Source organism: Pseudomonas sp. TWR1-1-3 (genome assembly GCF_049896805.1).
GTDB classification, from domain to species: Bacteria; Pseudomonadota; Gammaproteobacteria; order Pseudomonadales; family Pseudomonadaceae; genus Aquipseudomonas; species Aquipseudomonas bubulae.
On the sequence record NZ_JAFCUZ010000003.1, the window covers coordinates 93,174 to 119,314 of the forward strand.

Sequence of the window (26,141 nt, forward strand, 5' to 3'; positions counted from 1 at the left end):
GGAGAGGGCTTCAACTGACAGCCACAAAAAAGCCCGCATCGCTGCGGGCTTTTTTGTACGCGCCGGTCTTAGTTGACCTTGGCGTTCAGCTCACCTTTGAGGTAACGCTGGTACATGGCTTCGAGGGAGATCGGCTTGATCTTCGAAGCATTACCGGCAGTACCGAAGGCTTCGTAACGGGCAATACACACGTCACGCATGGCCGTTACAGTGGCACCGAAGAACTTGCGCGGGTCAAACTCGCTCGGGTTGGTTGCCATCAGGCGACGCATCGCGCCAGTCGATGCCAGACGCAGGTCGGTGTCGATGTTGACCTTGCGCACGCCGTGCTTGATGCCTTCAACGATTTCTTCTACCGGCACACCGTAGGTTTCTTTGATGTCGCCGCCGAACTCGTTGATGATCGCCAGCCACTCTTGTGGAACAGAGGACGAACCGTGCATCACCAGGTGAGTGTTCGGAATGCGCTTGTGGATCTCTTTGATACGGTCGATTGCCAGTACGTCGCCAGTCGGTGGCTTGGTGAACTTGTAAGCGCCGTGGGAAGTACCGATGGCAATTGCCAGGGCATCTACCTGGGTGCGCTTGACGAAGTCAGCCGCTTCTTCCGGGTCGGTCAGCATCTGGCTGTGATCCAGAACGCCTTCTGCACCGATGCCGTCTTCTTCGCCAGCCATACCGGTTTCCAGCGAACCCAGGCAACCCAGCTCGCCTTCAACCGAAACACCACAAGCGTGCGCCAGGGCAACGGTTTGTTGAGTCACGCGAACGTTGTAGTCGTAGTCGGTCGGGGTCTTGCCGTCTTCACCCAGCGAGCCGTCCATCATCACCGAGCTGAAGCCCAGCTGGATCGAGCGCTGGCATACGTCAGGGCTGGTGCCGTGGTCCTGGTGCATGCACACCGGGATATGCGGGAATTCTTCGATTGCAGCCAGGATCAGGTGACGCAGGAAAGGAGCACCCGCGTACTTGCGCGCACCGGCCGAGGCCTGAACGATCACCGGGGAGTCGGTCTTGTCAGCGGCTTCCATAATGGCGCGCATCTGCTCAAGGTTGTTTACGTTGAAGGCTGGAACGCCGTAGCCGAATTCGGCGGCGTGGTCCAACATCTGGCGCATGCTGATAAGTGCCATTGTGTGTGTCTCTCCCGGACAAGGGTCGTTAATCGTGCAAGCCTGCCGTAGCGGCGGCTGCTATTCAAGTTATTGCAGATCGGGGGTTTGCCCCGATATGGCCAATGCGATTTAGCTGAAACGTTACAGCCTCAGCTATAGCTTTGCAGCCCATTGGGTGGGCCGCATTTCAAATCATGGGCACCCGCGCTCTTGTGAAGGCTTGGGCGACTCGTATTTTTCCAGCGCCTCGGGCCCTGAGCGTTTATTGACCAGCGGCACGCTTTGCGCCTGCCAGTCAGCCTGGTAACAACCACTCTCTTCAGGGGTTGCAGCCTCGGGCACCGACTCGCTCGAGCCGGCGCAACCGGCCAAAAAGCCCGCGATCATCAACAGCGGTAACAACTTGACCATGTCCATGCTTCCTTTCAGGGCCTGAAACACCTTCAGGCTTTGGCGCGGCTTTCCAGGATTTCAACGGCAGGCAGTACCTTGCCTTCGACGAACTCCAGGAATGCACCACCGCCGGTGGAGATGTAGGAGATTTGATCAGCAATGCCGTATTTGTCGATCGCCGCCAGAGTGTCGCCGCCACCCGCAATCGAGAACGCTGCGCTGTCGGCAATGGCCCGGGCCAGAACCTTGGTGCCGTTGCCGAACTGGTCGAACTCGAACACGCCAACCGGACCGTTCCACAGGATAGTCTTCGAAGACTTGAGCAGCTCGGCGAAATGCGCAGCAGTTTGCGGGCCGATATCCAGAATCATGTCGTCAGCAGCCACGTCGGCAATCAGCTTGACGGTGGCAGCGGCACTTTCAGCGAACTCCTTGGCCACGACTACGTCGGTAGGCAGGGGCACGTTGACCTTGGCAGCGATGGCGCGGGCAGTTTCCAGCAGGTCGGGCTCGTACAGCGACTTGCCCACCGGGTGACCGGCAGCGGCCAGGAAAGTGTTGGCGATACCGCCACCCACGATCAGCAGATCGCAGATCTGGCTCAGGCTGTTGAGCACTTCAAGCTTGGTCGACACCTTGGAGCCGGCAACAATGGCCGCCATTGGCTTGGCCGGGGCGCCCAGGGCCTTGCCCAGTGCTTCCAGTTCAGCAGCCAGCAGAGGGCCTGCCGCAGCAACCTTGGCAAACTTGGCCACGCCGTGGGTCGAACCTTCGGCGCGGTGAGCGGTGCCGAAAGCGTCCATCACAAACACGTCGCACAGTGCTGCGTATTGCTTGGCCAGTTCGTCGGCGTTTTTCTTTTCGCCCTTGTTGAAGCGCACGTTCTCGAACAGCACGATGTCGCCGGCTTTGACGTCGACACCATTGAGGTAATCGCTGACCAGCGGCACTTCACGGCCCAGGGCCTTGCTCAGGTACTCGGCTACAGGCTTGAGGCTGTTTTCAGCCGAGAACTCGCCTTCAGTCGGACGTCCCAGGTGCGAGCAGACCATAACCGCCGCGCCTTTTTCCAACGCCAGCTTGATGGTCGGCAGCGAAGCGAGGATACGCGCATCGCTGGTGACTACACCGTCCTTGACTGGGACGTTGAGGTCTTCGCGGATCAGTACGCGTTTACCTTGCAGATCGAGGTCGGTCATCTTCAACACGGTCATGGGTCGCAATTCCTGAGTTTCTAATGTTAGAGAACGGATTTTGGGTGGGTAACGTGCAAGTAGTGCTCTGCCACATCGATCATTCGATTGGCAAAACCCCATTCGTTGTCGAACCAGGCCAGCAGGTTCACCAGCCGGGGGCCGGAAACGCGGGTTTGGCTGGCATCGACAATGGCCGAATGAGGGTCATGATTGAAATCACAGCTGGCGTGCGGCAGCTCGGTGTAGGCCAGCAAGCCTTTGAGCGGGCCGCTGGTGGCAGCCTCGCGCAGCAGGCGGTTCACTTCTGCGGCATCGGTATCCCGGGCCGTGGTCAGGGTGATGTCCAGGCACGACACGTTCAAGGTCGGCACCCGTACTGCTTTGGCCTGAATTCGGCCGGCAAGTTCCGGCAACAGGCGCTCAATGCCTTTGGCCAGGCCGGTCGATACCGGAATCACCGACTGAAAGGCCGAGCGAGTACGTCGCAGGTCTTCATGATGGTAGGCATCGATGACCGGCTGATCGTTCATCGCCGAGTGAATCGTGGTGATCGACACGTACTCCAGGCCCAGCGCCTGATCCAGCAGACGCAACAGCGGTACGCCGCAATTGGTGGTGCAGGAAGCGTTGGACACCAGGCGCTCTTCGCCCGTCAGGCTGTGCTGGTTGACGCCGTAGACAATGGTGGCGTCGACATCGGCGTCGCTGGCCATCGGTTGCGAAAAAAGTACGCCGGGAGCCCCGGCATCCAGAAAGCGCTGGCCGTCGGCACGGGTGTTGTAGACACCGGAGCATTCCAGCACCAGGTCAATGCCCAGCGCGGCCCAGTCGATCCCTTCGGGGGTAGCACTGCGGAACACTTTCACGCAGTCGCCATTGATATGCAGGCAGTCGCCTTCGATCCGTATCTCGCCGGGAAACCGGCCATGGGTGGAGTCGAAGCGCGTCAAATATTCGAGACTGGCCATATCGGCCAAATCATTGAGTGCAACAATTTCAAACCCGGCAGAAGCCCCTCGCTCGAACAACGCACGCAAGACACAACGACCAATCCGGCCGTAGCCGTTGAGTGCAACTTTGTAGGGACGCGGTTGAGGCATGGGGTTCTCGATTACCAAGGTGAATCCTTCACCACTACTATTTCGCGAGCAGGCTCGCTCCCACAGGGATCTACATAGCCCATGTGGGAGCGAGCCTGCTCGCGAATAAGGCAGCCACTTTGTTACTTAGTCTTCCAGCAGCTCGTCAGCCTGACCCAGGATGTTTTCCAGGGTGAAGCCGAACTCCTCGAACAAGGCAGGCGCAGGCGCCGACTCGCCGTAGGTGGTCATGCCGATCACGCGGCCTTCCAGGCCCACGTACTTGTACCAGTAGTCAGCGTGGGAGGCTTCAATGGCGATACGGGCGCTCACCTGCAGCGGCAGAACCGACTGCTTGTAGCCCGCATCTTGAGCTTCGTACACGCTGGTGCATGGCATCGACACCACACGAACCTTGCGGCCCTGTTCGGTCAGTTTTTCCCAGGCCTGAACAGCCAGGCCCACTTCGGAACCGGCCGAGATCAGGATCAGCTCAGGCTCGCCTGCGCAGTCCTTGAGCACGTAGCCACCACGGTTGATATCGGCAATCTGGCCGGCATCACGGGTCTGGTGGTTGAGGTTCTGACGCGAGAAGATCAACGCGGACGGGCCGTCGTTGCGCTCCAGGGCGTATTTCCAGGCAGCTGCGGATTCCACCGCATCGGCCGGGCGCCAGGTGTCCAGGTTCGGCGTGGTACGCAGGCTGGTCAGCTGTTCGATCGGCTGGTGAGTCGGGCCGTCTTCGCCCAGACCGATGGAGTCGTGGGTGAACACATAGATCACGCGCTGTTTCATCAGGGCCGACATGCGGATGGCGTTGCGGGCGTATTCCATGAACATCAGGAAGGTTGCACCGTAAGGCACCAGGCCGCCGTGCAGGGCAACGCCGTTCATGATGGCGCTCATGCCGAACTCACGTACACCGTAGTACACGTAGTTGCCGCTGGCGTCTTCAGCCGAAACACCTTTGCAACCTTTCCACAGGGTCAGGTTGGAGCCGGCCAGGTCAGCGGAGCCGCCCAGCAATTCAGGCAGCAACGGGCCGAAGGCATTCAGCGCGTTCTGGCTGGCTTTACGGCTGGCGATGGTTTCGCCTTTGGCCGCGACTTCAGCGATGTAGGCGTTGGCCTTGGCATCGAAGTCAGCTGGCAGCTTGCCGCTCAGGCGACGGGACAGCTCGGCGGCCAGCTCAGGGAACTCGGCAGCGTAGGCAGCGAAGCGCTTGTCCCACTCGGACTCAACCGCAGCACCGACTTCCTTGGCATCCCATTCGGCGTAGATATCAGCCGGGATTTCAAATGGACCGTGGTTCCAGTTCAGGGCCTTGCGGGTCAGGGCGATTTCATCGTTGCCCAGTGGAGCACCGTGGCAGTCTTCCTTGCCCTGCTTGTTCGGCGAACCGAAACCGATGGTGGTCTTGCAGCAGATCAGCGTTGGCTGGTCGCTTTTGCGTGCGGTTTCGATCGCGGTCTTGATTTCTTCCGGGTCGTGACCGTCAACGTTACGGATCACTTGCCAGTTGTAGGCTTCGAAACGCTTTGGCGTGTCGTCGGTAAACCAGCCTTCAACTTCGCCATCGATGGAGATGCCGTTGTCATCGTAGAAAGCGATCAGTTTGCTCAGGCCCAGGGTGCCGGCCAGCGAGCCCACTTCGTGGGAAATGCCTTCCATCATGCAGCCATCACCCAGGAACACGTAGGTGTGGTGATCGACAACGTTATGGCCAGGACGGTTGAACTGCGCGCCCATGACTTTTTCGGCCAGGGCAAAGCCCACAGCGTTGGCCAGGCCCTGACCCAACGGGCCAGTGGTGGTTTCAACGCCCGGCGTGTAGCCCAGCTCCGGGTGGCCCGGGGTGCGGCTGTGCAGCTGGCGGAAGTTTTTCAGGTCGTCGATCGACAGGTCATAGCCGGTCAGGTGCAACAACGAGTAGATCAGCATCGAACCGTGGCCGTTGGACAGCACGAAGCGGTCACGGTCAGCGAACGAAGGATTGCTCGGGTTGTGCTTCAGATAATCGCGCCACAGTACTTCGGCGATATCCGCCATACCCATAGGGGCACCTGGATGACCGCTGTTGGCTTTTTGCACGGCATCCATGCTGAGTGCACGAATGGCGTTGGCACGCTCACGACGGCTGGGCATCGCTGTTCTCCTGGGTATTGGAAGTTAAATCGAAACGGAAAAAAGGCGAGCATTTTCCCTCACCCACCCCCTCGGGGCAATGACAGATAGTCAGCTGAAACGTTTTTCCTTTGTTCAGGCAGGCAATCTGTTAAGGATCGGACATTTCATTTCGTTAATAAGCACATTCCACCCGACAAACGTGCCATTTATCGACCAATATCAAAAAGTTTTGATATTGAACTTGCGGGGGCTTGAGCGGGTAACTAGACTGCGGCCCCATGAACTTACGCGTGCCTTCAATCCGCCATGACGATTGCGACGAGCTCTCCGCCCTGTGCAAGGCTGGAGGCGACCCGCTGCGACTCAATGTGCTGCGCGCGTTGGCCAATGATTCGTTTGGTGTGCTGGAACTGACACAGATTTTCGCCACCGGGCAGTCCGGCATGAGCCACCACCTCAAGGTGCTGTCCCAGGCACGGCTGGTTGCAACCCGGCGCGAAGGCAACGCGATTTTTTATCGCCGCGCCCTGCCCCATACCGAACAACTGGGCGGCAAATTGCATGCAGCACTGCTGGAAGAGGTCGATAACCTGGCCTTGCCCGCCGATGTACAGGCGCGCATCAGCGCCGTACACGGCCAACGTGCAGCCGCCAGTCAGGACTTTTTCTCACGCATAGCCGAGAAATTTCGCGCTCAACAGGATTTGATCGCCGGCTTGCCGCAATACCGTGACAGTGTTTTAACCCTGCTCGACAAACTGAGCTTCGGCCCGGGGGCCACAGCCCTGGAAGTCGGCCCCGGCGATGGCAGCTTCTTGCCCGACCTGGCCCGTCGTTTCCATCAGGTCACGGCGCTGGACAACAGCCCGGTGATGCTGGAGCTGGCCCGCCAGTTGTGTGAACGCGAGTCACTGAACAACGTCAGCCTGATCCTGGCCGACGCGCTGCATGAAGCACCGATCCAGGTCGATTGCGTGGTCGTGAACATGGTCTTGCACCATTTCGCTGCACCGGCCGAAGCACTCAGGCAACTGGCGACCTTGCTGCAACCGGGCGGTAGCCTGCTGGTAACAGAGTTGTGCAGCCATAATCAGGCGTGGGCCCGCGAGGCCTGCGGTGATTTATGGCTGGGTTTTGAACAAGATGATCTGGCCCGTTGGGCCACCGCTGCGGGACTCGTTCCCGGGGAAAGCCTCTATGTAGGCTTACGTAATGGTTTCCAGCTTCAGGTCCGCCACTTTCAGCGGCCAGCTGGCGACACTCACCATCGGTAAATATTAGGAAACCGTCGAGATGAGCGAATACTCCCTTTTCACCTCCGAGTCCGTGTCTGAAGGGCATCCGGACAAAATCGCCGACCAGATTTCTGACGCGGTGCTGGACGCCATCATTGCTGAAGACAAGTTCGCCCGTGTGGCGTGCGAGACTCTGGTGAAAACCGGCGTAGCAATCATCGCCGGCGAAGTCACCACTTCGGCCTGGGTTGACCTGGAGCAGATCGTTCGTGACGTGATCACCGACATCGGTTACACCAGCTCCGACGTCGGCTTCGACGGTGCTACCTGCGGCGTGATGAACATCATCGGCAAGCAGTCTCCTGACATCAACCAGGGTGTAGACCGCGCCAAGCCTGAAGATCAGGGCGCCGGCGACCAGGGCCTGATGTTCGGCTACGCCAGCAACGAAACCGACGTGCTGATGCCTGCACCGATCACCTTCTCTCACCAGTTGGTACAGCGCCAGGCAGAAGCCCGCAAATCCGGCCTGCTGCCGTGGCTGCGCCCGGACGCCAAGTCCCAGGTCACTTGCCGTTACGAAGGCGGCAAGGTTGTGGCCATCGACGCCATCGTGCTGTCGACCCAGCACAACCCGGAAGTGTCGAACAAAGACCTGCGCGAAGGCGTGATGGAGCTGATCGTCAAGCACGTGCTGCCTGCTGATCTGTTGCACAAAGACACCCAGTTCCACATCAACCCTACTGGCCAGTTCATCATCGGTGGCCCGGTTGGCGACTGCGGCCTGACCGGTCGCAAGATCATCGTTGACACCTACGGCGGCATGGCCCGTCACGGCGGCGGCGCGTTCTCGGGTAAAGATCCATCCAAGGTTGACCGTTCGGCGGCCTACGCCGGTCGTTACGTGGCCAAGAACATCGTGGCTGCCGGCCTGGCTGAGCGTTGCGAGATCCAGGTTTCCTACGCAATCGGCGTCGCTCAACCGACTTCGATTTCGTTGAATACTTTCGGCACTGGCAAAATTTCCGACGACAAGATCATCAAGCTGGTGCGTGAGGTGTTCGACTTGCGTCCATACGCCATCACCAAGATGCTTGATCTGCTGCACCCGATGTACCAGGAAACTGCAGCATACGGTCACTTCGGCCGTATCCCGCAGACCAAAACGGTTGGCGACGATACCTTCACCACGTTCACGTGGGAGCGTACCGACCGCGCTGAAGAACTGCGTACTGCCGCTGGTTTGTAAGTAAGCCTGCTGCACCAAAAGCCCCGGACAGGCGACTGTTCGGGGCTTTTTGCTGCTGGCGGGCATCGCGCAACGGATTGCTTGCGTACGGATGCTGCTAACATCCACGGTTTCGAACCGCCGAACGACGCTTGTGCAGCGTTCTTTCGACCTTATTTAATTGTCATCTTTGGTCATGGAGCTATTTATGAAATTACTTTCACCGCTCGCCCTGTTTACTGTCTGCGGCCTGTTGGCTGCCCCGCTGATGGCCGCCGACACAGCGCCTGAACTGACCGGCTGTGCTGCCAAGAAGCAGGCCATCACCCTGCAACTTGAGCAAGCGCGTGCCCACGGCAACAGCAACCAGGTAGCAGGCCTGGAAAAAGCCCTGAGCGAAGTTGAAGCCCATTGCACCGACGCGGGCCTGCGCAAGGAACGCGAAAACAAGGTGCTGGAAGCCAAGCACGAAGTCAGCAAGCGCCAGGCAGATCTGGACAAGGCCATGAAGAAAGGCGATCCGGAAAAAATCGACAAGCGCAAAAACAAGCTGGCCGAATCGCGCAAGGAACTGCAGGAAGCGCTGGATCAGCTGGACAAGTAATTCGCCCTGTGGGAGCGGGCTTGCTCGCGATGGGATCGCTGCGGTCTGCCTGACAGATCGCGTCGCCTGCATCGCGAGCAAGCCCGCTCCCACAGCAGGTGGGTACCGGCTCAACTTTACTCAGTGATTCCTGAATGCCTTGTGGCACGCACTGCAGGTGTCTTCGACCTTCTGCACCGCAGGCATCAGGTTACTGGCCTTGTAGGGTTGCACCTGGCTGGCGATAACCAGCTCACCCGTAGCAGCCTCCAACTGCCGCGCCAACTCCTGAAAACGTGCCTGCTTTTGCCAGACGTCATCAGTAGCGCTGGTTTGATCGCTCTCCTTTACTTGAGGGAAATGCTTCCACGGCTCGTAAGCCAACGCATCCAACTTGATAGCGCCTGCGGTAAAGCGCGGACCATCGAACGGAATTCGACCCCGCAACATGCCGCCCAGATCTTCACTGGTCTTTAGCATTTGCTTGAAAATCGCTTTACGCTGGCCTAGCGGCGAATCGGGATCAACCCCGCCACACGCCGTCAGCGTCAGGCAGGCCAGCACTACAACAGTCAATCGTTTAAGAATCATGGTGGCTTCAGGTCACGGAAATCGGCCGCCAGTATCCTCGTGTCACCCGTAAAGACCAATACCCTTATTAAATATACGGGTTGCCTTGAAGGCCATCAGACCTCGGCAGCCGTTAAGGAACAGCGTCAATGAACATATTTTTCAAACCACTGGCCTGGGCGCTGCCCGTTGTCATGCTCCTGGCCGGGTGCAACGGCACCGACAAGGATGCGGACAAAAATGCCGCAAAACCTGAACCTCACACGACCTACAGCAAAGCCGACTGGAGTGCGCTGCCGGAAGTGACAGGCAATGACCTGCAAAGCGGCTTCGCTTCATGGCGCAGCGCCTGCACCCGTCTCAAGGCCGACGCCAACTGGGGTCCGGTATGCAGCGACGCTGCGGCCCTGCCTGCCAGCCCCAGCGTGGCTGAAATCAGCAATTTCCTGCAAACCCACCTCGACGTCTACAGCTTGCGTTCGGCCGAAGGCAGCAGCGACGGCCTGATCACCGGTTACTACGAACCCGTTTACCCGGGCAGCCTCAAGCCCACCCAGGCGGCCAATGTGCCGATCTACGGCGTACCGTCTGATCTGATCGTGGTCAATCTGGACAGCATTTACCCCGAGCTCAAAGGCAAACGTCTGCGCGGTCGCCTCGAAGGCCGTGTACTCAAGCCTTATGACACAGCCGAAACCATCAACAGCAACGGCCTGAATGCTCCGGTACTGGCGTGGCTGACCGATCCGATGGATCTGCAATTCCTGCAGATCCAGGGCTCTGGCCGGGTCCAGCTGGACAATGGCCGTCAACTGCGCATTGGCTATGCCGACCAGAACGGCCACCCGTACAAACCGATTGGCCGCTGGCTGGTCGAGCAAGGCGAATTGAAGAAAGAAGACGTGACCATGGGCACCATTCACGCCTGGGCCATGGCCAACCCGCAGCGTGTCCACGAGATGCTTGCCAGCAACCCGAGCTATGTATTTTTCACCCAGAACGCCGACAGCAACGAAGGCCCGCGCGGCTCGCTGAACGTGCCGCTGACGGCCGGTTACAGCGTGGCCGTGGACCGCAAGGTAATCCCGCTGGGCAGCCTGTTGTGGTTATCGACCACCCAGGCCGACGGCCAGCCCATCGTGCGCCCGGTTGCCGCCCAGGACACCGGCGGCGCCATTGCCGGCGAAGTGCGGGCCGACTTCTTTGTCGGTACGGGCCCCGAGGCAGGGCAAATTGCAGGTGACATGAAACAGAAGGGCAATATCTGGCTGCTGTGGCCTAAAGGGGCGGCGTTGCCGTTGTAATAGCACCTGCAAACAATAGAAACAGACTTTTGTGGGAGCGGGCTTGCCCGCGATGCAGACGATGCGGTTTGCCTGATGCACCGCGCTGATGCCATCGCGAGCAAGCCCGCTCCCACAGACAGTGTGGTGATTGCGTTACATCGACACAAAAAAGAAGCTGACCACCAGCCCCATGCCGATAAACCACACGATGGAACGCAGCATCGCCCAGTCAGCCAGGTAGCAGATGATGTAGAGCATGCGACTGGTAATAAACAGCACCGCCAGCACGTCAATGGTCACCGGCTGGGCGTTGCCGACGATATCGGCAATGATCACCGCCGCGGCAAAAGCCGGGGTCACTTCAAAGCTGTTGAGCTGGGCACTGTGGGCACGCTTGGCAAACCCTTGCAGGCCGTCAAGAAACGTACGCGGATCATGGTTTTGCCTGGGCCCGAACTTGCCGTCACTGAACTTGGCAAAGGCGGTACACACATAGGTCAAACAGAAGGCAATCAGCACACACCAGAAAGCAACCGTCATTGGAATTTCCTTTTTAGAGTTTCATCACGAGCATGCCGATCAGCACCAGCCCACAGGCTAAGAGCCTCGGTCCGCCGAAAGGTTCTTTGAGGTAACGCATACCGAACAGCACCACCAGAATCACACTGACTTCACGCAGCGCCGCCGCCTCGGCAATCGAGCCCAGTTGCATGGCCCACAGCACCAGCGCATAGCTGGCCAGCACGCAAACCCCCACCGCCACGCCCAATCGCCATTGTGTACGCCAGAACAGCGCAAACGCGGCACGCTTGCGGGTAACCGCCAGCAACGGAAACGGCCAGGCGCTGAGCAGCGTGACCCACACCAGGTAATCCAGCGGGTGCGACCAGCGGCGGATAGCCTGGCCATCCAGGAAGGTATAGCAACCAATGCACAGGCCGATCAGCGCCACGACCGGCAGCATCGACCAGGGCAGACGATCACCGCCACCGCCCTGCCACAACAGGCAGGCCATGCCGCACGGGATCAGCAAAATACCGATAATCTGCTGCCCGGTCAGCACTTCTCCGGCAAAGGTCAGGGTCAGCGCCAGCACCACCAGCGGCGAAAGCCCGCGCATCAGCGGGTACACCAGACCCAGATCCCCCACCCGATAGGCGCGGATCAGCAGCACCCGATACACCAGTTCGAAAAATACCGACGCCAGGATCCACGGCCAGATATCCGCCGGTGGCCATTGTGCAAACCCCACCAGCGCCGCCACCACCACCAGCGCCACCGTGTCCATGCAGGCGATCACCAGCAAACGCTCACCGCTGAACTTGATCAGGGTGTTCCAGATCGCGTGCAATACCGCCGCGACCAACACCAACACCGTTGCCAGCACCGCAGACTCCTTATTGTTATCAACCTGCGACTGCCGCAAGCGCCACCATGCAACCTCAGTGCAGCATTGTGGTCAATGACCTCGCACTTCGCGTCCGTTTGCCACACCCCCGGGATGTGCCCCTGACGCCCGTTTTTGCATCCAAACATGACCCGAACCCATCGGATTTCCATTCACTCTCGCCACCACAGGATCCCGGATGCTTGAGCTTGTTGCTGCGTTTATCTGCCTGACCTCACTACTGACTTATGTGAACTTCCGCTTTATCGGCCTGCCGCCGACGATTGGCGTGATGGTCACCGCCCTGATGTTTTCCCTGCTGTTGCAAGGCTTGAGCTTTCTCGGTTACCCCGGGCTGGAAGAGCGCGTGCAAGAGCTGATCGGCCAGATCGACTTCGGCGACCTGCTGATGAACTGGATGCTGTCGTTCCTGCTGTTCGCCGGCGCCCTGCATGTGAATTTCAACGACGTGCGCAGCTATCGCTGGCCCATTGGTTTGCTGGCCACGGTCGGCGTATTGATCGCCACTACGGTGATCGGCAGCCTGGCGTACTGGATTTTCGGCCTCTTCGGCTGGCATATCAGCTTCCTGTACTGCCTGCTGTTCGGTGCACTGATCTCCCCCACCGATCCGATTGCCGTGCTCGGCGTGCTGCGTACGGCCAATGCCTCCAAGCCACTGAAAACCACCATCGTCGGTGAGTCGCTGTTCAATGACGGCACCGCCGTTGTGGTGTTCACCGTGCTGTTGGGCATCGTGCAACTGGGCGAAACACCTAGCCTGAGCGCCACGGCCATGCTGTTCGCCCACGAAGCTATTGGCGGCGTGGTGTTCGGCGGCCTGATCGGTTACCTGGTGTACCGCATGATCAAGAGCATCGAGCAATACCAGATCGAAGTGATGCTGACCCTGGCCCTGGTGATTGGCGGCTCGGCCATGGCCAGTGAGCTGCATGTATCGGCGCCGATTGCGATGGTGGTCGCCGGTTTGATCATCGGCAACCTGGGCCGCAACAAGGCCATGAACGAGATGACCCGTCGCTACATGGACGGTTTTTGGGAGCTGCTGGATGACATGCTCAATGCGCTGCTGTTTGCGCTGATCGGCATGGAACTGTTGCTGCTGCCGTTCTCGTGGCTGCATTTGCTGGCTGCCAGTGGTTTGGCCGTGGCCATTTTGCTGTCGCGCCTGCTGACTGTGGCCCCGGCCATTGTCTTGCTGCGCCGCTGGCGCACCGTGCCGCGCGGCACTATCCGCATCCTCACCTGGGGCGGCTTGCGCGGTGGTGTTTCGGTGGCGCTGGCCCTGGCCTTGCCGCTGGGCCCGGAGCGCGACCTGATCCTGAGTATCACTTATATCGTAGTGCTGTCCTCGATCCTGTTCCAGGGCCTGACTATCGGCAAACTGGTCAAGCATGTGACCAAGGATGCGCCGGTAGAGGCTGAGCAGGCGCACTGACACTCACATTTCCTGTGGGAGCGGGCTTGCCCGCGATGGCATCTACTCGGTCTGTCAAAGAGACCGAGCCGCCTGTATAGCGAGCAAGCCCGCTCCCACAAAGATTGCTGCCGCTTGCATCCTCCCGGCGATTTCCTCCGCCTTGGCTACACTCACTTTCCGTGATGCCCTCGGGCATGAATCGCTAAGGAGAAAGGGATGAGTACTTCTGCAGCCTACGCACCGCCCAGGCGCCAACTGGGTGCCCATATCATGATCATCGCGGCTCTGGCTGCCCTGGCCATTACGGCAGGGCGGTTCTTTATGCCATTGTCCGGTGTGACGGGTTCCGGCGGGGCAATGACCACTATGTTTGCCGAACTGGTGCTGTTTGTCCTGGGCGTACTGCTGCTCAAGACCGGGGCAGGAGGCTTGCGCAACTTCGTCCTGTTTCTGGGCTGGGCCGGTGCGATAGGCACCATTTTTGCCGCCAGCCTGCTGCATGGTTGGTGGACAGTGATTGCCCTGCTGGTCTACGCCGTGGGTGTTGTCATTGAAACCTTTGGCCCCAAGCCAGCAAGGAGCGCGATATGAACGGGATCAAGAAGCACATTTTGACAGCACCGGCGCTGTGCCTGCTCGCCGGGGTATCCAACGCTTACGCCCAGGACACCTACACCGTACCGCCACCGTTGCTGGCACCGTCGAGCGTCTCTGCCGAAGACGCCAGAATCCCGATCCCCAGCGGCAAGGAATGGGACAGCTTCCACGGCCAGCTCAGCTCGCAGAAGTACTCGCCCCTCACCCAGATCAACAAGGACAACGTCGGTAAACTGACCAAAGTCTGGCAGTACTTCACCGGCGACATGTCCACCGGCACCGGCAAAATTCCGCCGTCGGTGTGGTCCGCCACGCCCATTTTCGCCAATGACACACTCTACGTCGGCACGCCGTTCTACCGGATCATCGCCCTTGAGCCCGAGACCGGCAAAGAGAAGTGGACCTACGACACCAAATCGCCCCTGGTGGCCGAAACCCAGCCCGCGCTTAAATCACGCGGCGTGGCCTACTGGCAGGAAAAAAACCCGCAAGCGGGCGTGGCCTGCCAGAAGGTCGTGTACCTGGGCAATATGACCGCACAGCTGTACGCGGTGGATGCCGATACCGGCAAACCCTGCGAAGGCTTCGGTAAAAATGGCGTGGTGGACGTCAACCAGTGGAACAAGGTCAACGCCAAGTGGCCACTTTCCCAGCTGCAACCCCCCACCGTTATTGGCGACAAGCTGATCGTGGGCTGGGCCGGCAAAGACTGGGAATACGAAGTTGAATCACCGGGCTCGCTGTTTGCCCTCAATGCTCGCACCGGTGAGCTGGAATGGGAATTCAAGCCGATCCCGGATGAAGAAGCTGGCAAAACCGGTACCGCCAACATCTGGACCGCGATGTCTTATGACCCGGCTCTGGGCTTGCTGTACATCCCCGTGTCCTCACCGTCACCCAACTACTGGGGCGGCAACCGGACCAAACCGATTCCTCTGGGAACCTCCACCACTGCGCTGGATATCAATACCGGCAAGGTCGTCTGGTCTCGTCAGTGGGTTCACCATGACTTGTGGGACTACGACATCAACTCGGCGCCAACGCTGATGGATATCACCGTCGACGGCAAGCCTGTCGCCGCGCTGGTGCAAGCGACCAAGATGGGTTTCCTGTTCACTGTTGACCGCCGTACCGGTGAAGACGTGTGGCCGATCGAAGAGCGCCCGGTGCCCAAAGGCGACGCCGACGGCGAAGTCTACTCACCGACCCAGCCGTTCCCGACCAAACCTGCGCCGCTGCTGGATCAGTCGAAAAAACCAGCCATCTGGAAAATCGCCGATATCGTCGGTTTCGGCCAGTGCAGCAAAATGTGGGACGGCCTGGAATACAACGGCATGTACTCACCGCCTTCGACCAAAGGCAACGGCGTCCTGGCTTACCCGGACAGTGCCGGTGGGGTGCAATGGGGCGGTGTCGCGTTTGACCCGGTGAGCCAGGTGGCCATTGTGAACACCTCGCACATCGTGCAGATGATCAAGCTGTGGGATCGCGCTTCCTACGACAAGCAGCCTAAAGACTCCGGCAACGAAAACGGCTTCTACCCACAGATCGGCGCGCCTTACGGCATGAGTTTGCTGAACGCGCAAAACTGGGCAGGCATGCCGTGCTGGGCACCGCCTTTCGGTGAAATCGTGGCAATCAACATGAACACCGGTGACGTGAAATGGCGTCGGCCGATGGGTGCCGTGCAGCAGTGGGGCTGGTACATGCCTGAAAGCATGGGCTCACCGACCATTGGCGGCCCGGCAGTAACGGCCGGTGGCGTGGTGTTTATCGGTGCCTCGATGGATGCCAAGGTGCGCGCCTACTCCCTGGATGACGGCAAGGAATTGTGGTCGGACATCGTTATGGCCCCTGCCGTGGCCAACCCCGCGATCTATGAATACAAGGGCCGTCAGTATGTGGCGTTTGTAGCGGGGGGCAACTCGATCTTGAAAGATCAGGTAGGTGATCAGGTGGTGGTGTACGCCTTGCCGAAGTAACCCCCCACCCTGTGGGAGCGGGCTTGCTCGCGATGGTAGCGCCGTGGTCACTCAGACAAATCGCGCGGCCATTATCGCGAGCAAGCCCGTTCCCACACTGTTAAATCGCGTTATCAACCCGCCAACCGCTGCAACTGTTCGCTGGCACGCTCTGCGAACAGTTGCAGCAACCCTTCCAGCGTATGTACCGGGGCCTCATCGGCCCGGGTCAGCGCATACAGCGTAATCGGTAGTGCGGGGCTCAGAGGCCGGATCACGGTACTCGCCCGCGACGCTCCCAGCGCCGTAAACGGATCGATCACCGCCAACCCGGCCCCCGCCTCCACCATCGCCCGCGCCAGTGAATAGGTTTGTACCGCAATGCTGATACGTGGCGGCGGCTCAACCGATTGCAGGTAGCTGTCCAGCCGTGCAAACAACGGATCGGCACTGCTCAGGCCGATCAAAGGCGCATCCGCCAGATCATCCAGCGCCAGTGGCACACCTTCACTTGCATCAGGCCAGAACCCCCGCGGAGCCAGTGCCACCAATACGCCGTGGGCCAACGCCTGGGCCTTGAGGCCCGGGTGATCGGGCAGTTTGAAGGTCAGGGCTACGTCCAGTTCGCGCATCAACAGGTTCTGGATCAATTCACGTGTATGAGCACTGACCAGCTCACAGTTGATGTCCGGATATCGGTGCTTCCATTCGCTGATCACGGGCGGCAGTAGCGCCAATGCCAAGGCTGGCGTACTGCCAATGCGCAAACGATGCCCCGGCGTACGCCGCAGGCTTTGCGCCAGACGCTGCACCCCTTGCAGGCTCTCGGTCACCTTGTCGACTTCGCGCTCCAGCAATAGCGCTTCCGGGGTGGGCTGCAATTTGCCGCGTACCCGCAGAAACAACGGGAACCCCAGCCGCTGCTCAGCGTGTTGCAGCACCTTGCTCACCGCAGGCTGCGACACATGCAGCAACTGCGCCGCCGCACTGACAGAACCGGTTTGGCGAATCGCCTGAAACACTTCGATATGACGCAAGCGCATGGCAGTAGTCCATAACCTTTGTTTATGGGATGACCATCTTTATTCATTGTTCGCCGCCTGTCACCTGCCCCTAATCTGAAGCCCGAACAACAAGGGTGAGGACTGACATGGCACAGCGAGTTTGCATCATCGGCGGGGGCGTAATTGGGCTGGCTACAGCGTATGCCCTGGTGCGCGACGGCTTTGAAGTGACGGTGATCGAGGCCCGCCCGACCTTGGGCAGCCAGACCAGCTTTGCCAATGGTGGCCAGCTCTCCTACCGCTATGTAGCACCGCTGGCCGATGCCGGCGTGCCGTGGCAAGCGATGGGCTGGATGTTGCGCGGCGACTCGCCCCTCAAGCTGCGCCCGCGCATGGACCCGGCCCAATGGCGCTGGCTGGCCTCGTTTGTGGCTGCCTGCCGTGGCTCGGTGAACCAGCGCAATGGCGCGCATTTGCTGCGCCTGGCATTGCTCAGCCAGGCCACGCTGCAGCAGTGGCGCGAAGAAGATCAGCTCGACGGCTTCGCCTGGCAGCGCAACGGCAAGCTGGTGGCGTTCCGTGAACGCGGCAACTTTGAAAAGGCCCGGAAAAAAGTTATCCACAGCTCATTTCAACAAGCACTGACTGCCGGCGAGTGCGCCAGCCTGGAACCCGGGCTGCAAGGCTCGTCGTTTATCGGCGGTATCTATACACCCAGCGAAGAGGTCGGGGATTGCCACGGGTTCTGTCAGCAACTGGCCGCCCGCTTGCAGGCCAGTGGCCGTTGCACCTTTATGCTGGGCAAGACCGTCACCCGGCTTCGCCACGCCAACGGGGCGGTACAGGCGGTGGAAATGGGCGAGGAGGTTCTGGCCGTGGACCAACTGGTGCTCGCCGCCGGGCACAACAGCCCGGCCCTGCGCCTGCCGGGGCTGCACCTGCCGTTGTACCCGCTCAAGGGTTACAGCCTTACGCTGGCCCTGACCGACCCGCAAAAGGCACCACAAGTGAGCATTACCGACTACGACCGCAAAATTGTTTACGCGCGTATCGGCGAGCAACTGCGCATCGCCGCGATGGTCGATATCGTCGGCTTCGACCCTGCCCCGGACCCCAAGCGCCTGGCGCAAATGCGTCAACTGGCCAGCAGCACTTTCCCGGATGCAGGCAACTATCAAACCGCCATCGAATGGGCTGGCATGCGCCCTGCAACCCCCAGCGGCGTACCCATCCTGGGTGCCAGCGGTTATCGCAACCTGTGGCTCAACCTGGGCCACGGCGCCCTGGGCTTCACCCTGGCCTGCGGCAGCGGGCGCTTGCTCAGCGAGCTGATTGCACAACGCAAAACCTCCATTGACATGCAAGGTCTGGCCGCCTGAGTGCGCCATCCCGTCCACAAGGAAAGCCCTATGACCATTCAACGCATCAACAGCAATGACCGCTTGAGCGCCGCCGCGACGTTTGAAGCCCTGGTGTTTCTGTCGGGACAGGTGCCTACGCAAAGCGAGGACATTACGGCGCAAACGCAAGAAGTGTTGAGCAAGATCGACGCCCTGTTGGCCGAAGCTGGCAGCGATAAAGACCACATCGTTAACGCCACCCTTTACCTGCAAAACATCCAGCGCGACTTTGCGGCCATGAATGCCGTGTGGTCAGCCTGGCTGTCGGCAGGCAAGGCGCCCACCCGCACCACCCTGCAGGCGGAGCTGGCACGGCCTGAGGTATTGGTGGAAATCAGCGTGATTGCAGTTCGTCATTAATCTGTGTGAGGGGAAAACAACAATGAACAAATTTGCCTTGATCAGTTGCACGCTGGGCCTGTTAATCAGCCATGCCGTACAAGCCAACGAAGCCCCGTTGCAGGGCACACTGAAAAAAATCGCCGACTCGGGAAGTATTACCCTGGGTTATCGCGATGCATCGGTGCCGTTCTCCTATGTCGGCGATAACAGCGGCAAGCCCATGGGCTATTCGGTGGAGCTGGCCAATAAAATCGTCGAGCGCATCCAGCAGCAAGTGGGCAGCAAACCGCTGAAGGTCAAATACAACCTGGTGACCTCGCAAACCCGCATCCCGCTGGTGCAGAACGGCACCGTAGACCTGGAATGCGGCTCAACCGGCGTGACCGCCGAACGGCAAAAACAGGTGGCATTTTCCTATGGGTTTATTTACGTCAAAGGCCAACTGCTGACCGCCAAGGACAGCGGCATCAAGGGCTTTGATGATTTGCGCGACAAAAACGTGGTGACAACGGCAGGCACCACCAACGAACGCTTTATCAAAAGCTACAGCGCCGACCACAAAATGGGCATGAACGTGATCAGTGCCAAAGATCATGGTGAAGCCTTCAAGATGCTCGAAACCGGCCGCGCCGTTGCGTTTTATATGGACGATGCGCTGCTCTACGGCGAACGTGCCAAAGCTCGTGATCCGCACAAATGGGTGGTTGTAGGGGATGAGCAATCCCGTGAAATCTACAGCTGCATGGTGCGCAAGGACGACCCGCAGTTCCTGGCGGTGGTGAACAAGACCCTGGCCGACCTGTATCAGTCCGGGGAAATCACCAGCATTTACCAGCGCTGGTTCGAACAACCAATCCCGCCCAACGGCCTGAACCTGGAGTTCCCGATGACCGCCGAGCTAAAACAGATCATCGCCAAGCCGGTGAGTGATCCGGTGGAGTAAGGGCGTCAAAAAAAGTCTTCCGTTACACCCTCACCTTCACGCCAGCTGCCCCAAGACGCGCCTGCTGCACTCAGGCGCGTGCTGCTTCAGTGCGTTGCCAGCGTATCCAGCGACTTGTCGACATAACCCTTGGCCAGCTCCACCAAGTGCATGATCGACAACACCAAAACAAACGGGTGGCAGCCGTACGCAGGTTAGTAGACCGGTGAGCTCGGAAACCGGCGCGCCCGAGGGCGCCCTGCGCACGGCCACCATAAAGCGGGGCCGAAAAAAAGCGCCTCACTAAGGTGGCGCCTTGCGCCTTGCTCATCTACCAGGCTACTAAACCCGACCGCTGATTTGCAGCGATGGGCCGAGACTATTCCCCGATTTGAACAGGCGCAAGCGAGCGGAATCTTCTCGGATGATTCACGAGAATGAAAGCGAAACGTCGTACGAAACGACTGAAATTGAAGGCCACACCTTTGTGGGAGCGGGCTTGCTCGCGATGCAGGCGCCGCGGTAGGTCTAGATAATCGCGTCGACCCCATCGCGAGCAAGCCCGCTCTCACAAAAGCAAAAAAGCAGGACCTGACTTAGAAATCACCCCACAACTGCTGCGCCACGGCCAGGGCTACAACCGGCGCAGTTTCGGTACGCAGCACCCGTGGGCCAAGGCGTGCAGGCTGGTAGCCGGCGGCCTGGGCCAGGTCGATTTCGTTATCGGTCAGGCCGCCTTCGGGGCCGATCAAAAACGCCAGGCGCGAAGGTTTCGCGTGGCTGGCCAAGGGTTCTGACACCGGGTGCAGCACCAGCTTGAGGTCGGCTTCAGTGGTTTTGATCCAGTCGCTGAGCAACACCGGCGGATGGATAACGGGCACCCGCGAACGGCCGCATTGCTCACAGGCGCTGATCGCCACCTGCCGCCAGTGGGCCAGACGTTTGTCGGCGCGTTCGTCCTTGAGCCGCACTTCGCAGCGCTCGCTCATGATCGGGGTGATTTCAGTCACGCCCAGCTCGGTGGCCTTTTGAATAGCCCAGTCCATACGCTCGCCACGGGACAGGCCCTGACCGAGGTGAATGGCCAATGGCGATTCAACTTGCCCTGCGAAGGTTTCGTCCAGCAGCACGCGTACGCGCTTTTTGCCGACTTCCAGCAAGCGTCCCAGAAACTCCTGGCCCGAGCCGTCGAACACTTGCAAGGCATCGCCCTCGGCCATACGCAGCACGCGGCCAATGTAATGCGCCTGAGCCTCAGGCAATTCATGCTCACCAAGGCTCAAAGGAGCGTCGATAAAAAAGCGGGACAATCTCATTTAAATTCTCTGAAAATTCGGGTGCTAATGTGGGAGCAGGCCCGCTCCCACAGGAGATACAGTACGGCCCGGTTTAACCCGGGTCACGGAAGTCCGGGTGAAAATTCGATGGCACGGCCACGCTGATGTCGCTGCGGGTCGCGATATCGATCCCTTCACTGGCCACTTCAGCCAAAAAGTCGATCTGCTCGGGGGTGATCACGTAAGGCGGCAAGAAATACACCACGCTACCCAGTGGGCGCAACAACGCACCCCGCTCCAGGGCGTGCTGGAAGACTTTAAGCCCCCGACGCTCCTGCCACGGGTAAGCGGTTTTGCTGGCCTTGTCCTGAACCATTTCAATGGCCAGCACCATACCGGTCTGACGCACTTCCGAGACATGAGGGTGATCAACCAGATGGGCAGTCGCCAGGGCCATACGTTGAGCCAGGGCCTTGTTATTCTCGATGACGTTATCTTCTTCGAAGATATCCAGCGTCGCCAACGCTGCGGCACAGGCCAGCGGATTACCCGTATAGCTGTGGGAATGCAGGAAGGCGCGCAGGGTCGGGTAATCGTCGTAGAACGCGCTGTACACCTCATCCGTGGTCATGCAGGCCGCCAACGGCAAATAGCCACCGGTCAACGCTTTGGACAGACACAGGAAGTCCGGCGTGATACCCGCCTGTTCGCAGGCGAACATGGTACCGGTGCGGCCAAAGCCCACGGCAATTTCATCAAGGATCAAGTGCACGCCGTAACGGTCACAGGCCTCGCGCAGCAGTGTGAGGTACACCGGGTGGTACATGCGCATGCCACCCGCGCCCTGAATCAGCGGCTCAACGATAACCGCAGCCACGGTTTGATGATTTTCGGCGAGAGTCTGCTCCATCGCCAAAAACATCGTGCGCGAATGCGCTTCCCAGCTCACGCCTTCAGGGCGCAGGTAGCAGTCGGGGCTCGGCACCTTGATGGTGTCGAGCAGCAACGCCTTGTAGGTTTCAGTGAACAACGGCACATCGCCCACGGCCATCGCGGCCATGGTTTCACCGTGATAGCTGTTGGTCAGGGTAACGAAGCGTTTTTTGTCTGGCTGTTCACGGTTGAGCCAGTAGTGAAAGCTCATCTTCAGCGCAACTTCGATGCACGACGAGCCGTTATCGGCATAGAAGCAACGGGTCAGGCCTTCAGGTGTCATCTTGACCAGCCGCTCGGACAGTTCGATCACCGGCTGATGGCTGAAGCCTGCAAGGATCACGTGCTCCAACTGATCGACCTGATCCTTGATGCGCTGGTTGATTCGCGGGTTGCAGTGGCCAAACACATTGACCCACCAGGAACTCACGGCATCGAGGTAGCGCTTGCCTTCAAAGTCTTCCAGCCACACGCCTTCGCCGCGCTTGATAGGGATCAAGGGCAGTTGTTCATGGTCTTTCATTTGGGTGCAGGGATGCCACAACACGGCAAGGTCGCGTTGCATCCACTGGTTATTCAGGCCCATTTTCACTCTCCTGGCGCTGGCTCCCGGCGTGTGCGGGCAAACAAGAGTGCAAGCCTATGCAATGCGCAGGCGTGTAACAACCTATTACGTTTACTCCGTATTCAAAGACGGCCTTGGACACCCACAGGCAACACAAATATTGTTAACGTTTGCTTAACGTTTGACTCTCAGGCTTCAGATCGTATTTATCGATAGCTTGCAGCAATAAAATGCGCTTTCAATCGATAGGTAAACCATTAGTCTTAGACCCAAGTTCCTACAGGATGTTGGTCATGCAGCTACGTAACTCTTCTTCTCGCTATGGTGCCGTCAGCATCTTCATGCACTGGTCTGTTGCGTTGGCGGTGTTCGGGTTGTTCGCACTGGGGTTGTGGATGGTCGGTCTGGACTATTACAGCCCTTGGCGCAAAGAGGCGCCTGACCTGCATAAAAGCATTGGTCTGACGCTATTCGCTGTAATGCTGCTACGCGTTGTATGGATCTGGTTCAGCCCGGCACCACCGGCACTGGCCAGTTACAGCCGTGCAACACGAATCGGTGCCAAACTCGGGCATGGTTTTTTGTATCTGGGTTTGTTTGCCGTGATGATCGCCGGCTACCTGATTTCCACCTCTGAAGGCGTGGGCATTCCGGTTTTCGGCCTGTTTGAAGTCCCTGCACTGATTTCCAACCTGCCTGACCAGGCTGATGTAGCGGGTGTCGTGCATCTTTACCTGGCATGGGCCGTGGTCATTTTTGCAGGGCTTCATGGTCTGGTTGCTTTGAAACACCACTTTATCGATCGTGATGCGACCCTGAACCGTATGCTGGGGCGCAAAGCCTGATGCTCAACCTCAACTCAAAAGGAATAGAACGCATGTTGAAAAAGACCCTCGCTGCGCTGGCTCTCGGAACCGCAATGCTGACCGCAGGTCAGGCCATGGCGGCTGACTACACCATCGACAAAGAAGGCCAGCACGCCTTTATCGACTGGAAAGTCAGCCACCTGGGCTTCAGCTTCATTCACGGTACTTTCAAGGACTGGAGCGGTACGTTCTCGTGGGACGCAGCCAAACCTGCCGACAGCAAGATTGACGTGACCCTGAAAACCGCCAGCCTGTTTTCCAACCACGCCGAACGTGACAAGCATATCGCCAGCAAAGATTTCCTGGACGTGAGCAAGTACCCGGAAGCGACCTTCAAGTCGACCAAGGTTGTGCCGACTGGCGACAACACAGCTGACGTAACAGGTGACCTGACCCTGCACGGTGTGACCAAGCCTGTAACCTTCAAGGCAACGTTCAACGGCGAAGGCAAGGATCCGTGGGGCGGCGAACGTGCTGGCTTCAACGCGACCACCACCATCAACCTGCAGGATTTCGGCATCAAGTCCCCAAGCAAGGACCAGACCCTGAGCCTGGATATCTCGCTGGAAGGCGTAAAGGCCAAGTAATAGCGCTTTTAAACGGCTAAAAAAAACGCCCCGGCTTGTGAGAGCCGGGGCGTTTTTTTGTGTGCTGTCGTAGGAGCGGGCTTGCTCGCGATTGGATTGCCTCGGTGCAGCCGTTAACCCGAAGTACCTGAATCGCGAGCAAGCCCGCTCCCACAATTTTTAGCGGTTACGCGTCAGCAGCGCTGGCTTCTCGCCACGCGGGCGGTTCGGCAATTGATCGAGCTGCTCAGGCGTCGGGAAGCGATCGCTTTTCGACTCTTTGTGCATGATCTTCGGCTGGTTCTCGCGTGGGCCTTTAACCGCTGGCTCTTGACGGGCATCGTCACGGGCCGGGCGGTTTTCGCGACGGGCCTGGCCGTCACGCGGAGCGCCACTGCGTGGACCGCTGCGCTTGGCAGGCGGAGTGCCAGTGCTGGCACCGCTACCGGTACGCGGACCGTTCTGACGGCCACCGGTACGACCCGCTGGCGCAGCGCCAGTGCCTGCGCCCTGGGCCGGAGCCCCCGGACGACGGCCACGGCTCTGGTTGTTCTTGTTCTGGTACGGGCTGACGTAATCAGCGCGGTTACCAAAGTTATCCACATCGTCATCACGGAACTCGTCCGGCGCACGATTGGCGTCGGCACGCGGAGCAGGCTGACGCTGTTCACGGGCAGGCTGAGCTTCGCGCGGCTTTTGCTCACGAGCTGGACGCTCGCTGCGAGCAGCTGCCGGCTTTTCTTTGCTCTTTTCCTTGCCCTTGTCTTTACGACCGCCGCCACCGCCCGGGTTACCCGGACCGTCGCCACGCGGGCCGCGCGGCGGGTTGCGCGGGTTACGCACATCCGGACGCTCGCGTACTTCAGGCTTTTCAGCTTCAACCGTGCTCGAGTCAAAACCCATCAGGTCGCCATCGGCGATTTTCTGTTTGGTCATGCGCTCGATGCTTTTCAGCAGTTTTTCTTCGTCCGGCGCTACCAGCGAGATCGCCTCGCCCGAACGACCGGCACGGCCAGTACGGCCGATACGGTGAACGTAATCTTCGTCGACGTTTGGCAGCTCGAAGTTGACCACATGCGGCAGCTGGTCGATGTCCAGGCCACGAGCGGCAATGTCGGTCGCTACCAGAATGCGTACGGTACCGGCCTTGAAGTCGGCCAGGGCTTTGGTGCGCGCGTTCTGGCTCTTGTTACCGTGGATGGCCACAGCGCTGAGGCCGTGCTTGTCCAGGTACTCGGCCAGGCGGTTTGCACCGTGCTTGGTACGAGTGAAGACCAGAACCTGTTCCCAGGCGCCAGCGGTGATCAGGTGCGCCAGCAAGGCACGCTTGTGCGTGGCAGGCAGACGGAACACGCGTTGCTCGATACGCTCGACCGTGGTGTTCGGTGGCGTTACTTCGATGCGTTCCGGGTTGCGCAGCAGCTTGCCAGCCAGATCGGTGATGTCCTTGGAGAACGTCGCCGAAAACAGCAGGTTTTGACGCTTGGCCGGCAGACGAGCGAGGACTTTTTTCACGTCATGGACAAAGCCCATGTCGAGCATACGGTCGGCTTCGTCGAGTACCAGGATTTCAACGTGGGACAGGTCAACACTGCCTTGACCGGCCAGGTCGAGCAAACGACCGGGGCAGGCAACCAGTACGTCAACACCACGGGCCAGGGCCTGAACCTGCGGGTTGGTGCCCACACCGCCAAAAACACAGGCGCTCACGAACTTCAGGTCGCGGGCATAGAGCTTGAAGCTCTCATGTACCTGGGCGGCGAGTTCGCGGGTAGGCGTCAGGACCAGCACGCGTGGTTGGCGTGGGCCGTGGCGCTGGGATTTGTCCGGGTGGCCATTGGGAAACAGCTTTTCCAGAATCGGAAGAGCGAAGCCACCGGTTTTACCAGTACCTGTCTGTGCCGCAACCATCAGGTCGCGACCTTGCAACACGGCGGGAATGGCCCGCTGTTGCACCGGAGTAGGCTCGGTATAGCCCGCAGCTTCAATGGCGCGGACTAAAGCCTCGGAGAGACCGAGGGAAGCAAAGGACATGAGAAATCCTGTTCTAGTTAGGGCTTGGCCCAAA

24 protein-coding genes are annotated in these 26,141 nt (G+C 59.4%); 12 read left to right on the forward strand and 12 right to left on the reverse strand.

From position 1 onward, the window contains the following. Nucleotides 1–68 precede the first annotated feature (68 nt). From fba to tkt, 5 genes are all read right to left on the reverse strand, one after another. A complete protein-coding gene (fba, locus tag ACP7BE_RS13225; RefSeq protein ID WP_004419605.1) occupies nt 69–1,133 on the reverse strand; it encodes a class II fructose-bisphosphate aldolase in 1,065 nt (354 codons plus the stop codon). Between the two features lie 174 nt (nt 1,134–1,307). Next, entirely contained in the window at nt 1,308–1,526 is a 219-nt protein-coding gene (locus ACP7BE_RS13230; protein WP_094999894.1) for a hypothetical protein, read from the reverse strand. Nucleotides 1,527–1,558: 32 nt separating this feature from the next. Beyond that, complete coding sequence (locus tag ACP7BE_RS13235) at nt 1,559–2,722, reverse strand: phosphoglycerate kinase (protein ID WP_094999893.1); 1,164 nt, start codon at nt 2,720–2,722, stop codon at nt 1,559–1,561. A 26-nt stretch (nt 2,723–2,748) separates the two neighbouring features. Next, nucleotides 2,749–3,804 carry an erythrose-4-phosphate dehydrogenase gene (epd, locus tag ACP7BE_RS13240; protein ID WP_095019480.1) on the reverse strand — a complete coding sequence of 352 codons (1,056 nt, stop codon included), beginning with the start codon at nt 3,802–3,804 and terminating at the stop codon, nt 2,749–2,751. A gap of 126 nt (nt 3,805–3,930) precedes the next feature. After that, nucleotides 3,931–5,928: a transketolase gene (tkt, locus tag ACP7BE_RS13245; RefSeq protein WP_094999891.1), complete on the reverse strand. Its 1,998-nt coding sequence runs from the start codon at nt 5,926–5,928 to the stop codon at nt 3,931–3,933. Between the two features lie 260 nt (nt 5,929–6,188). On the opposite strand from tkt, the gene ACP7BE_RS13250 reads away from it, so the two are divergent. From ACP7BE_RS13250 to ACP7BE_RS13260, 3 genes are all read left to right on the forward strand, one after another. After that, the gene (locus ACP7BE_RS13250; protein WP_094999890.1) at nt 6,189–7,184 is read left to right on the forward strand and encodes an ArsR/SmtB family transcription factor; all 996 of its coding nucleotides are present in this window, start codon (nt 6,189–6,191) and stop codon (nt 7,182–7,184) included. A gap of 19 nt (nt 7,185–7,203) precedes the next feature. Then, nucleotides 7,204–8,394, forward strand: a complete 1,191-nt coding sequence (metK, locus tag ACP7BE_RS13255) for a methionine adenosyltransferase (protein ID WP_094999889.1) — start codon at nt 7,204–7,206, stop codon at nt 8,392–8,394. A gap of 187 nt (nt 8,395–8,581) precedes the next feature. Beyond that, the gene (locus ACP7BE_RS13260) at nt 8,582–8,977 is read left to right on the forward strand and encodes a DUF1090 domain-containing protein (RefSeq protein WP_094999888.1); all 396 of its coding nucleotides are present in this window, start codon (nt 8,582–8,584) and stop codon (nt 8,975–8,977) included. Between the two features lie 120 nt (nt 8,978–9,097). On the opposite strand, the gene ACP7BE_RS13265 is transcribed toward ACP7BE_RS13260, so the two are convergent. Next, nucleotides 9,098–9,547, reverse strand: a complete 450-nt coding sequence (locus ACP7BE_RS13265; RefSeq protein WP_094999887.1) for a c-type cytochrome — start codon at nt 9,545–9,547, stop codon at nt 9,098–9,100. A gap of 128 nt (nt 9,548–9,675) precedes the next feature. Here ACP7BE_RS13265 and mltA point away from each other — a divergent pair, with 128 nt between their 5' ends. Beyond that, complete coding sequence (mltA, locus tag ACP7BE_RS13270; RefSeq protein ID WP_095019478.1) at nt 9,676–10,830, forward strand: murein transglycosylase A; 1,155 nt, start codon at nt 9,676–9,678, stop codon at nt 10,828–10,830. Between the two features lie 135 nt (nt 10,831–10,965). Here the strand turns inward: mltA and ACP7BE_RS13275 are convergent, their stop codons facing one another. Next, on the reverse strand, nt 10,966–11,352 hold the full coding sequence (locus ACP7BE_RS13275) for an MAPEG family protein (RefSeq protein WP_095019477.1): 387 nt from the start codon (nt 11,350–11,352) through the stop codon (nt 10,966–10,968). Nucleotides 11,353–11,365: 13 nt separating this feature from the next. Next, the gene (locus ACP7BE_RS13280) at nt 11,366–12,199 is read right to left on the reverse strand and encodes a DMT family transporter (protein ID WP_094999884.1); all 834 of its coding nucleotides are present in this window, start codon (nt 12,197–12,199) and stop codon (nt 11,366–11,368) included. A gap of 199 nt (nt 12,200–12,398) precedes the next feature. Between ACP7BE_RS13280 and ACP7BE_RS13285 the strand changes: the two genes are divergently transcribed. From ACP7BE_RS13285 to ACP7BE_RS13295, 3 genes are all read left to right on the forward strand, one after another. Next, on the forward strand, nt 12,399–13,658 hold the full coding sequence (locus tag ACP7BE_RS13285) for a cation:proton antiporter (RefSeq protein ID WP_083369739.1): 1,260 nt from the start codon (nt 12,399–12,401) through the stop codon (nt 13,656–13,658). A 198-nt stretch (nt 13,659–13,856) separates the two neighbouring features. Beyond that, complete coding sequence (locus tag ACP7BE_RS13290) at nt 13,857–14,231, forward strand: hypothetical protein (protein WP_094999883.1); 375 nt, start codon at nt 13,857–13,859, stop codon at nt 14,229–14,231. Then, nucleotides 14,228–16,219 carry a pyrroloquinoline quinone-dependent dehydrogenase gene (locus tag ACP7BE_RS13295; RefSeq protein WP_150628468.1) on the forward strand — a complete coding sequence of 664 codons (1,992 nt, stop codon included), beginning with the start codon at nt 14,228–14,230 and terminating at the stop codon, nt 16,217–16,219. Before ACP7BE_RS13290 ends, ACP7BE_RS13295 begins: the two co-directional genes overlap by 4 nt. A 113-nt stretch (nt 16,220–16,332) precedes the next feature. On the opposite strand, the gene ACP7BE_RS13300 is transcribed toward ACP7BE_RS13295, so the two are convergent. Further along, nucleotides 16,333–17,241 (reverse strand): LysR family transcriptional regulator, encoded by a 909-nt coding sequence (locus ACP7BE_RS13300; RefSeq protein WP_150628469.1) that lies wholly within the window; start codon nt 17,239–17,241, stop codon nt 16,333–16,335. A 107-nt stretch (nt 17,242–17,348) separates the two neighbouring features. Between ACP7BE_RS13300 and ACP7BE_RS13305 the strand changes: the two genes are divergently transcribed. From ACP7BE_RS13305 to ACP7BE_RS13315, 3 genes are read left to right on the forward strand one after another with little or no spacing between them, the layout of a single operon-like run. After that, nucleotides 17,349–18,581, forward strand: coding sequence for a D-amino acid dehydrogenase (locus ACP7BE_RS13305; protein ID WP_426106144.1), 1,233 nt, complete (start codon nt 17,349–17,351; stop codon nt 18,579–18,581). Nucleotides 18,582–18,611: 30 nt separating this feature from the next. After that, the gene (locus tag ACP7BE_RS13310; protein WP_094999879.1) at nt 18,612–18,962 is read left to right on the forward strand and encodes a RidA family protein; all 351 of its coding nucleotides are present in this window, start codon (nt 18,612–18,614) and stop codon (nt 18,960–18,962) included. A 22-nt stretch (nt 18,963–18,984) separates the two neighbouring features. After that, nucleotides 18,985–19,887, forward strand: a complete 903-nt coding sequence (locus ACP7BE_RS13315) for a transporter substrate-binding domain-containing protein (RefSeq protein ID WP_150628471.1) — start codon at nt 18,985–18,987, stop codon at nt 19,885–19,887. Between the two features lie 575 nt (nt 19,888–20,462). Here the strand turns inward: ACP7BE_RS13315 and ACP7BE_RS13320 are convergent. Both ACP7BE_RS13320 and ACP7BE_RS13325 read right to left on the reverse strand, forming a co-directional pair. Continuing rightward, a complete protein-coding gene (locus ACP7BE_RS13320) occupies nt 20,463–21,182 on the reverse strand; it encodes a 16S rRNA (uracil(1498)-N(3))-methyltransferase (protein WP_094999877.1) in 720 nt (239 codons plus the stop codon). Nucleotides 21,183–21,255: 73 nt separating this feature from the next. Further along, nucleotides 21,256–22,662: an adenosylmethionine--8-amino-7-oxononanoate transaminase gene (locus tag ACP7BE_RS13325; RefSeq protein ID WP_095020460.1), complete on the reverse strand. Its 1,407-nt coding sequence runs from the start codon at nt 22,660–22,662 to the stop codon at nt 21,256–21,258. 272 nt (nt 22,663–22,934) lie between these two features. On the opposite strand from ACP7BE_RS13325, the gene ACP7BE_RS13330 reads away from it, so the two are divergent. After that, the gene (locus ACP7BE_RS13330) at nt 22,935–23,486 is read left to right on the forward strand and encodes a cytochrome b (RefSeq protein WP_094999875.1); all 552 of its coding nucleotides are present in this window, start codon (nt 22,935–22,937) and stop codon (nt 23,484–23,486) included. A gap of 32 nt (nt 23,487–23,518) precedes the next feature. Next, nucleotides 23,519–24,094, forward strand: a complete 576-nt coding sequence (locus ACP7BE_RS13335; protein WP_094999874.1) for a YceI family protein — start codon at nt 23,519–23,521, stop codon at nt 24,092–24,094. Between the two features lie 159 nt (nt 24,095–24,253). On the opposite strand, the gene ACP7BE_RS13340 is transcribed toward ACP7BE_RS13335, so the two are convergent. Further along, a complete protein-coding gene (locus ACP7BE_RS13340; protein ID WP_146541314.1) occupies nt 24,254–26,107 on the reverse strand; it encodes a DEAD/DEAH box helicase in 1,854 nt (617 codons plus the stop codon). Nucleotides 26,108–26,141: the final 34 nt, after the last annotated feature.

Coding starts and splice junctions, on each gene's coding strand:
- ACP7BE_RS13315 (WP_150628471.1), top strand. CDS start 18,985: ATGAACAAATTTGCCTTGATCAGTTGCACGCTGGGCCTGTTAATCAGC.
- metK (WP_094999889.1), top strand. CDS start 7,204: ATGAGCGAATACTCCCTTTTCACCTCCGAGTCCGTGTCTGAAGGGCAT.
- ACP7BE_RS13325 (WP_095020460.1), bottom strand. CDS start 22,662: ATGGGCCTGAATAACCAGTGGATGCAACGCGACCTTGCCGTGTTGTGG.
- ACP7BE_RS13300 (WP_150628469.1), bottom strand. CDS start 17,241: ATGCGCTTGCGTCATATCGAAGTGTTTCAGGCGATTCGCCAAACCGGT.
- ACP7BE_RS13250 (WP_094999890.1), top strand. CDS start 6,189: ATGAACTTACGCGTGCCTTCAATCCGCCATGACGATTGCGACGAGCTC.
- ACP7BE_RS13230 (WP_094999894.1), bottom strand. CDS start 1,526: ATGGTCAAGTTGTTACCGCTGTTGATGATCGCGGGCTTTTTGGCCGGT.
- ACP7BE_RS13290 (WP_094999883.1), top strand. CDS start 13,857: ATGAGTACTTCTGCAGCCTACGCACCGCCCAGGCGCCAACTGGGTGCC.
- ACP7BE_RS13275 (WP_095019477.1), bottom strand. CDS start 11,352: ATGACGGTTGCTTTCTGGTGTGTGCTGATTGCCTTCTGTTTGACCTAT.
- fba (WP_004419605.1), bottom strand. CDS start 1,133: ATGGCACTTATCAGCATGCGCCAGATGTTGGACCACGCCGCCGAATTC.
- ACP7BE_RS13330 (WP_094999875.1), top strand. CDS start 22,935: ATGCAGCTACGTAACTCTTCTTCTCGCTATGGTGCCGTCAGCATCTTC.
- ACP7BE_RS13295 (WP_150628468.1), top strand. CDS start 14,228: ATGAACGGGATCAAGAAGCACATTTTGACAGCACCGGCGCTGTGCCTG.
- ACP7BE_RS13235 (WP_094999893.1), bottom strand. CDS start 2,722: ATGACCGTGTTGAAGATGACCGACCTCGATCTGCAAGGTAAACGCGTA.
- mltA (WP_095019478.1), top strand. CDS start 9,676: ATGAACATATTTTTCAAACCACTGGCCTGGGCGCTGCCCGTTGTCATG.
- tkt (WP_094999891.1), bottom strand. CDS start 5,928: ATGCCCAGCCGTCGTGAGCGTGCCAACGCCATTCGTGCACTCAGCATG.
- ACP7BE_RS13335 (WP_094999874.1), top strand. CDS start 23,519: ATGTTGAAAAAGACCCTCGCTGCGCTGGCTCTCGGAACCGCAATGCTG.
- ACP7BE_RS13310 (WP_094999879.1), top strand. CDS start 18,612: ATGACCATTCAACGCATCAACAGCAATGACCGCTTGAGCGCCGCCGCG.
- ACP7BE_RS13265 (WP_094999887.1), bottom strand. CDS start 9,547: ATGATTCTTAAACGATTGACTGTTGTAGTGCTGGCCTGCCTGACGCTG.
- epd (WP_095019480.1), bottom strand. CDS start 3,804: ATGCCTCAACCGCGTCCCTACAAAGTTGCACTCAACGGCTACGGCCGG.
- ACP7BE_RS13320 (WP_094999877.1), bottom strand. CDS start 21,182: ATGAGATTGTCCCGCTTTTTTATCGACGCTCCTTTGAGCCTTGGTGAG.
- ACP7BE_RS13260 (WP_094999888.1), top strand. CDS start 8,582: ATGAAATTACTTTCACCGCTCGCCCTGTTTACTGTCTGCGGCCTGTTG.
- ACP7BE_RS13305 (WP_426106144.1), top strand. CDS start 17,349: ATGGCACAGCGAGTTTGCATCATCGGCGGGGGCGTAATTGGGCTGGCT.
- ACP7BE_RS13340 (WP_146541314.1), bottom strand. CDS start 26,107: ATGTCCTTTGCTTCCCTCGGTCTCTCCGAGGCTTTAGTCCGCGCCATT.
- ACP7BE_RS13285 (WP_083369739.1), top strand. CDS start 12,399: ATGCTTGAGCTTGTTGCTGCGTTTATCTGCCTGACCTCACTACTGACT.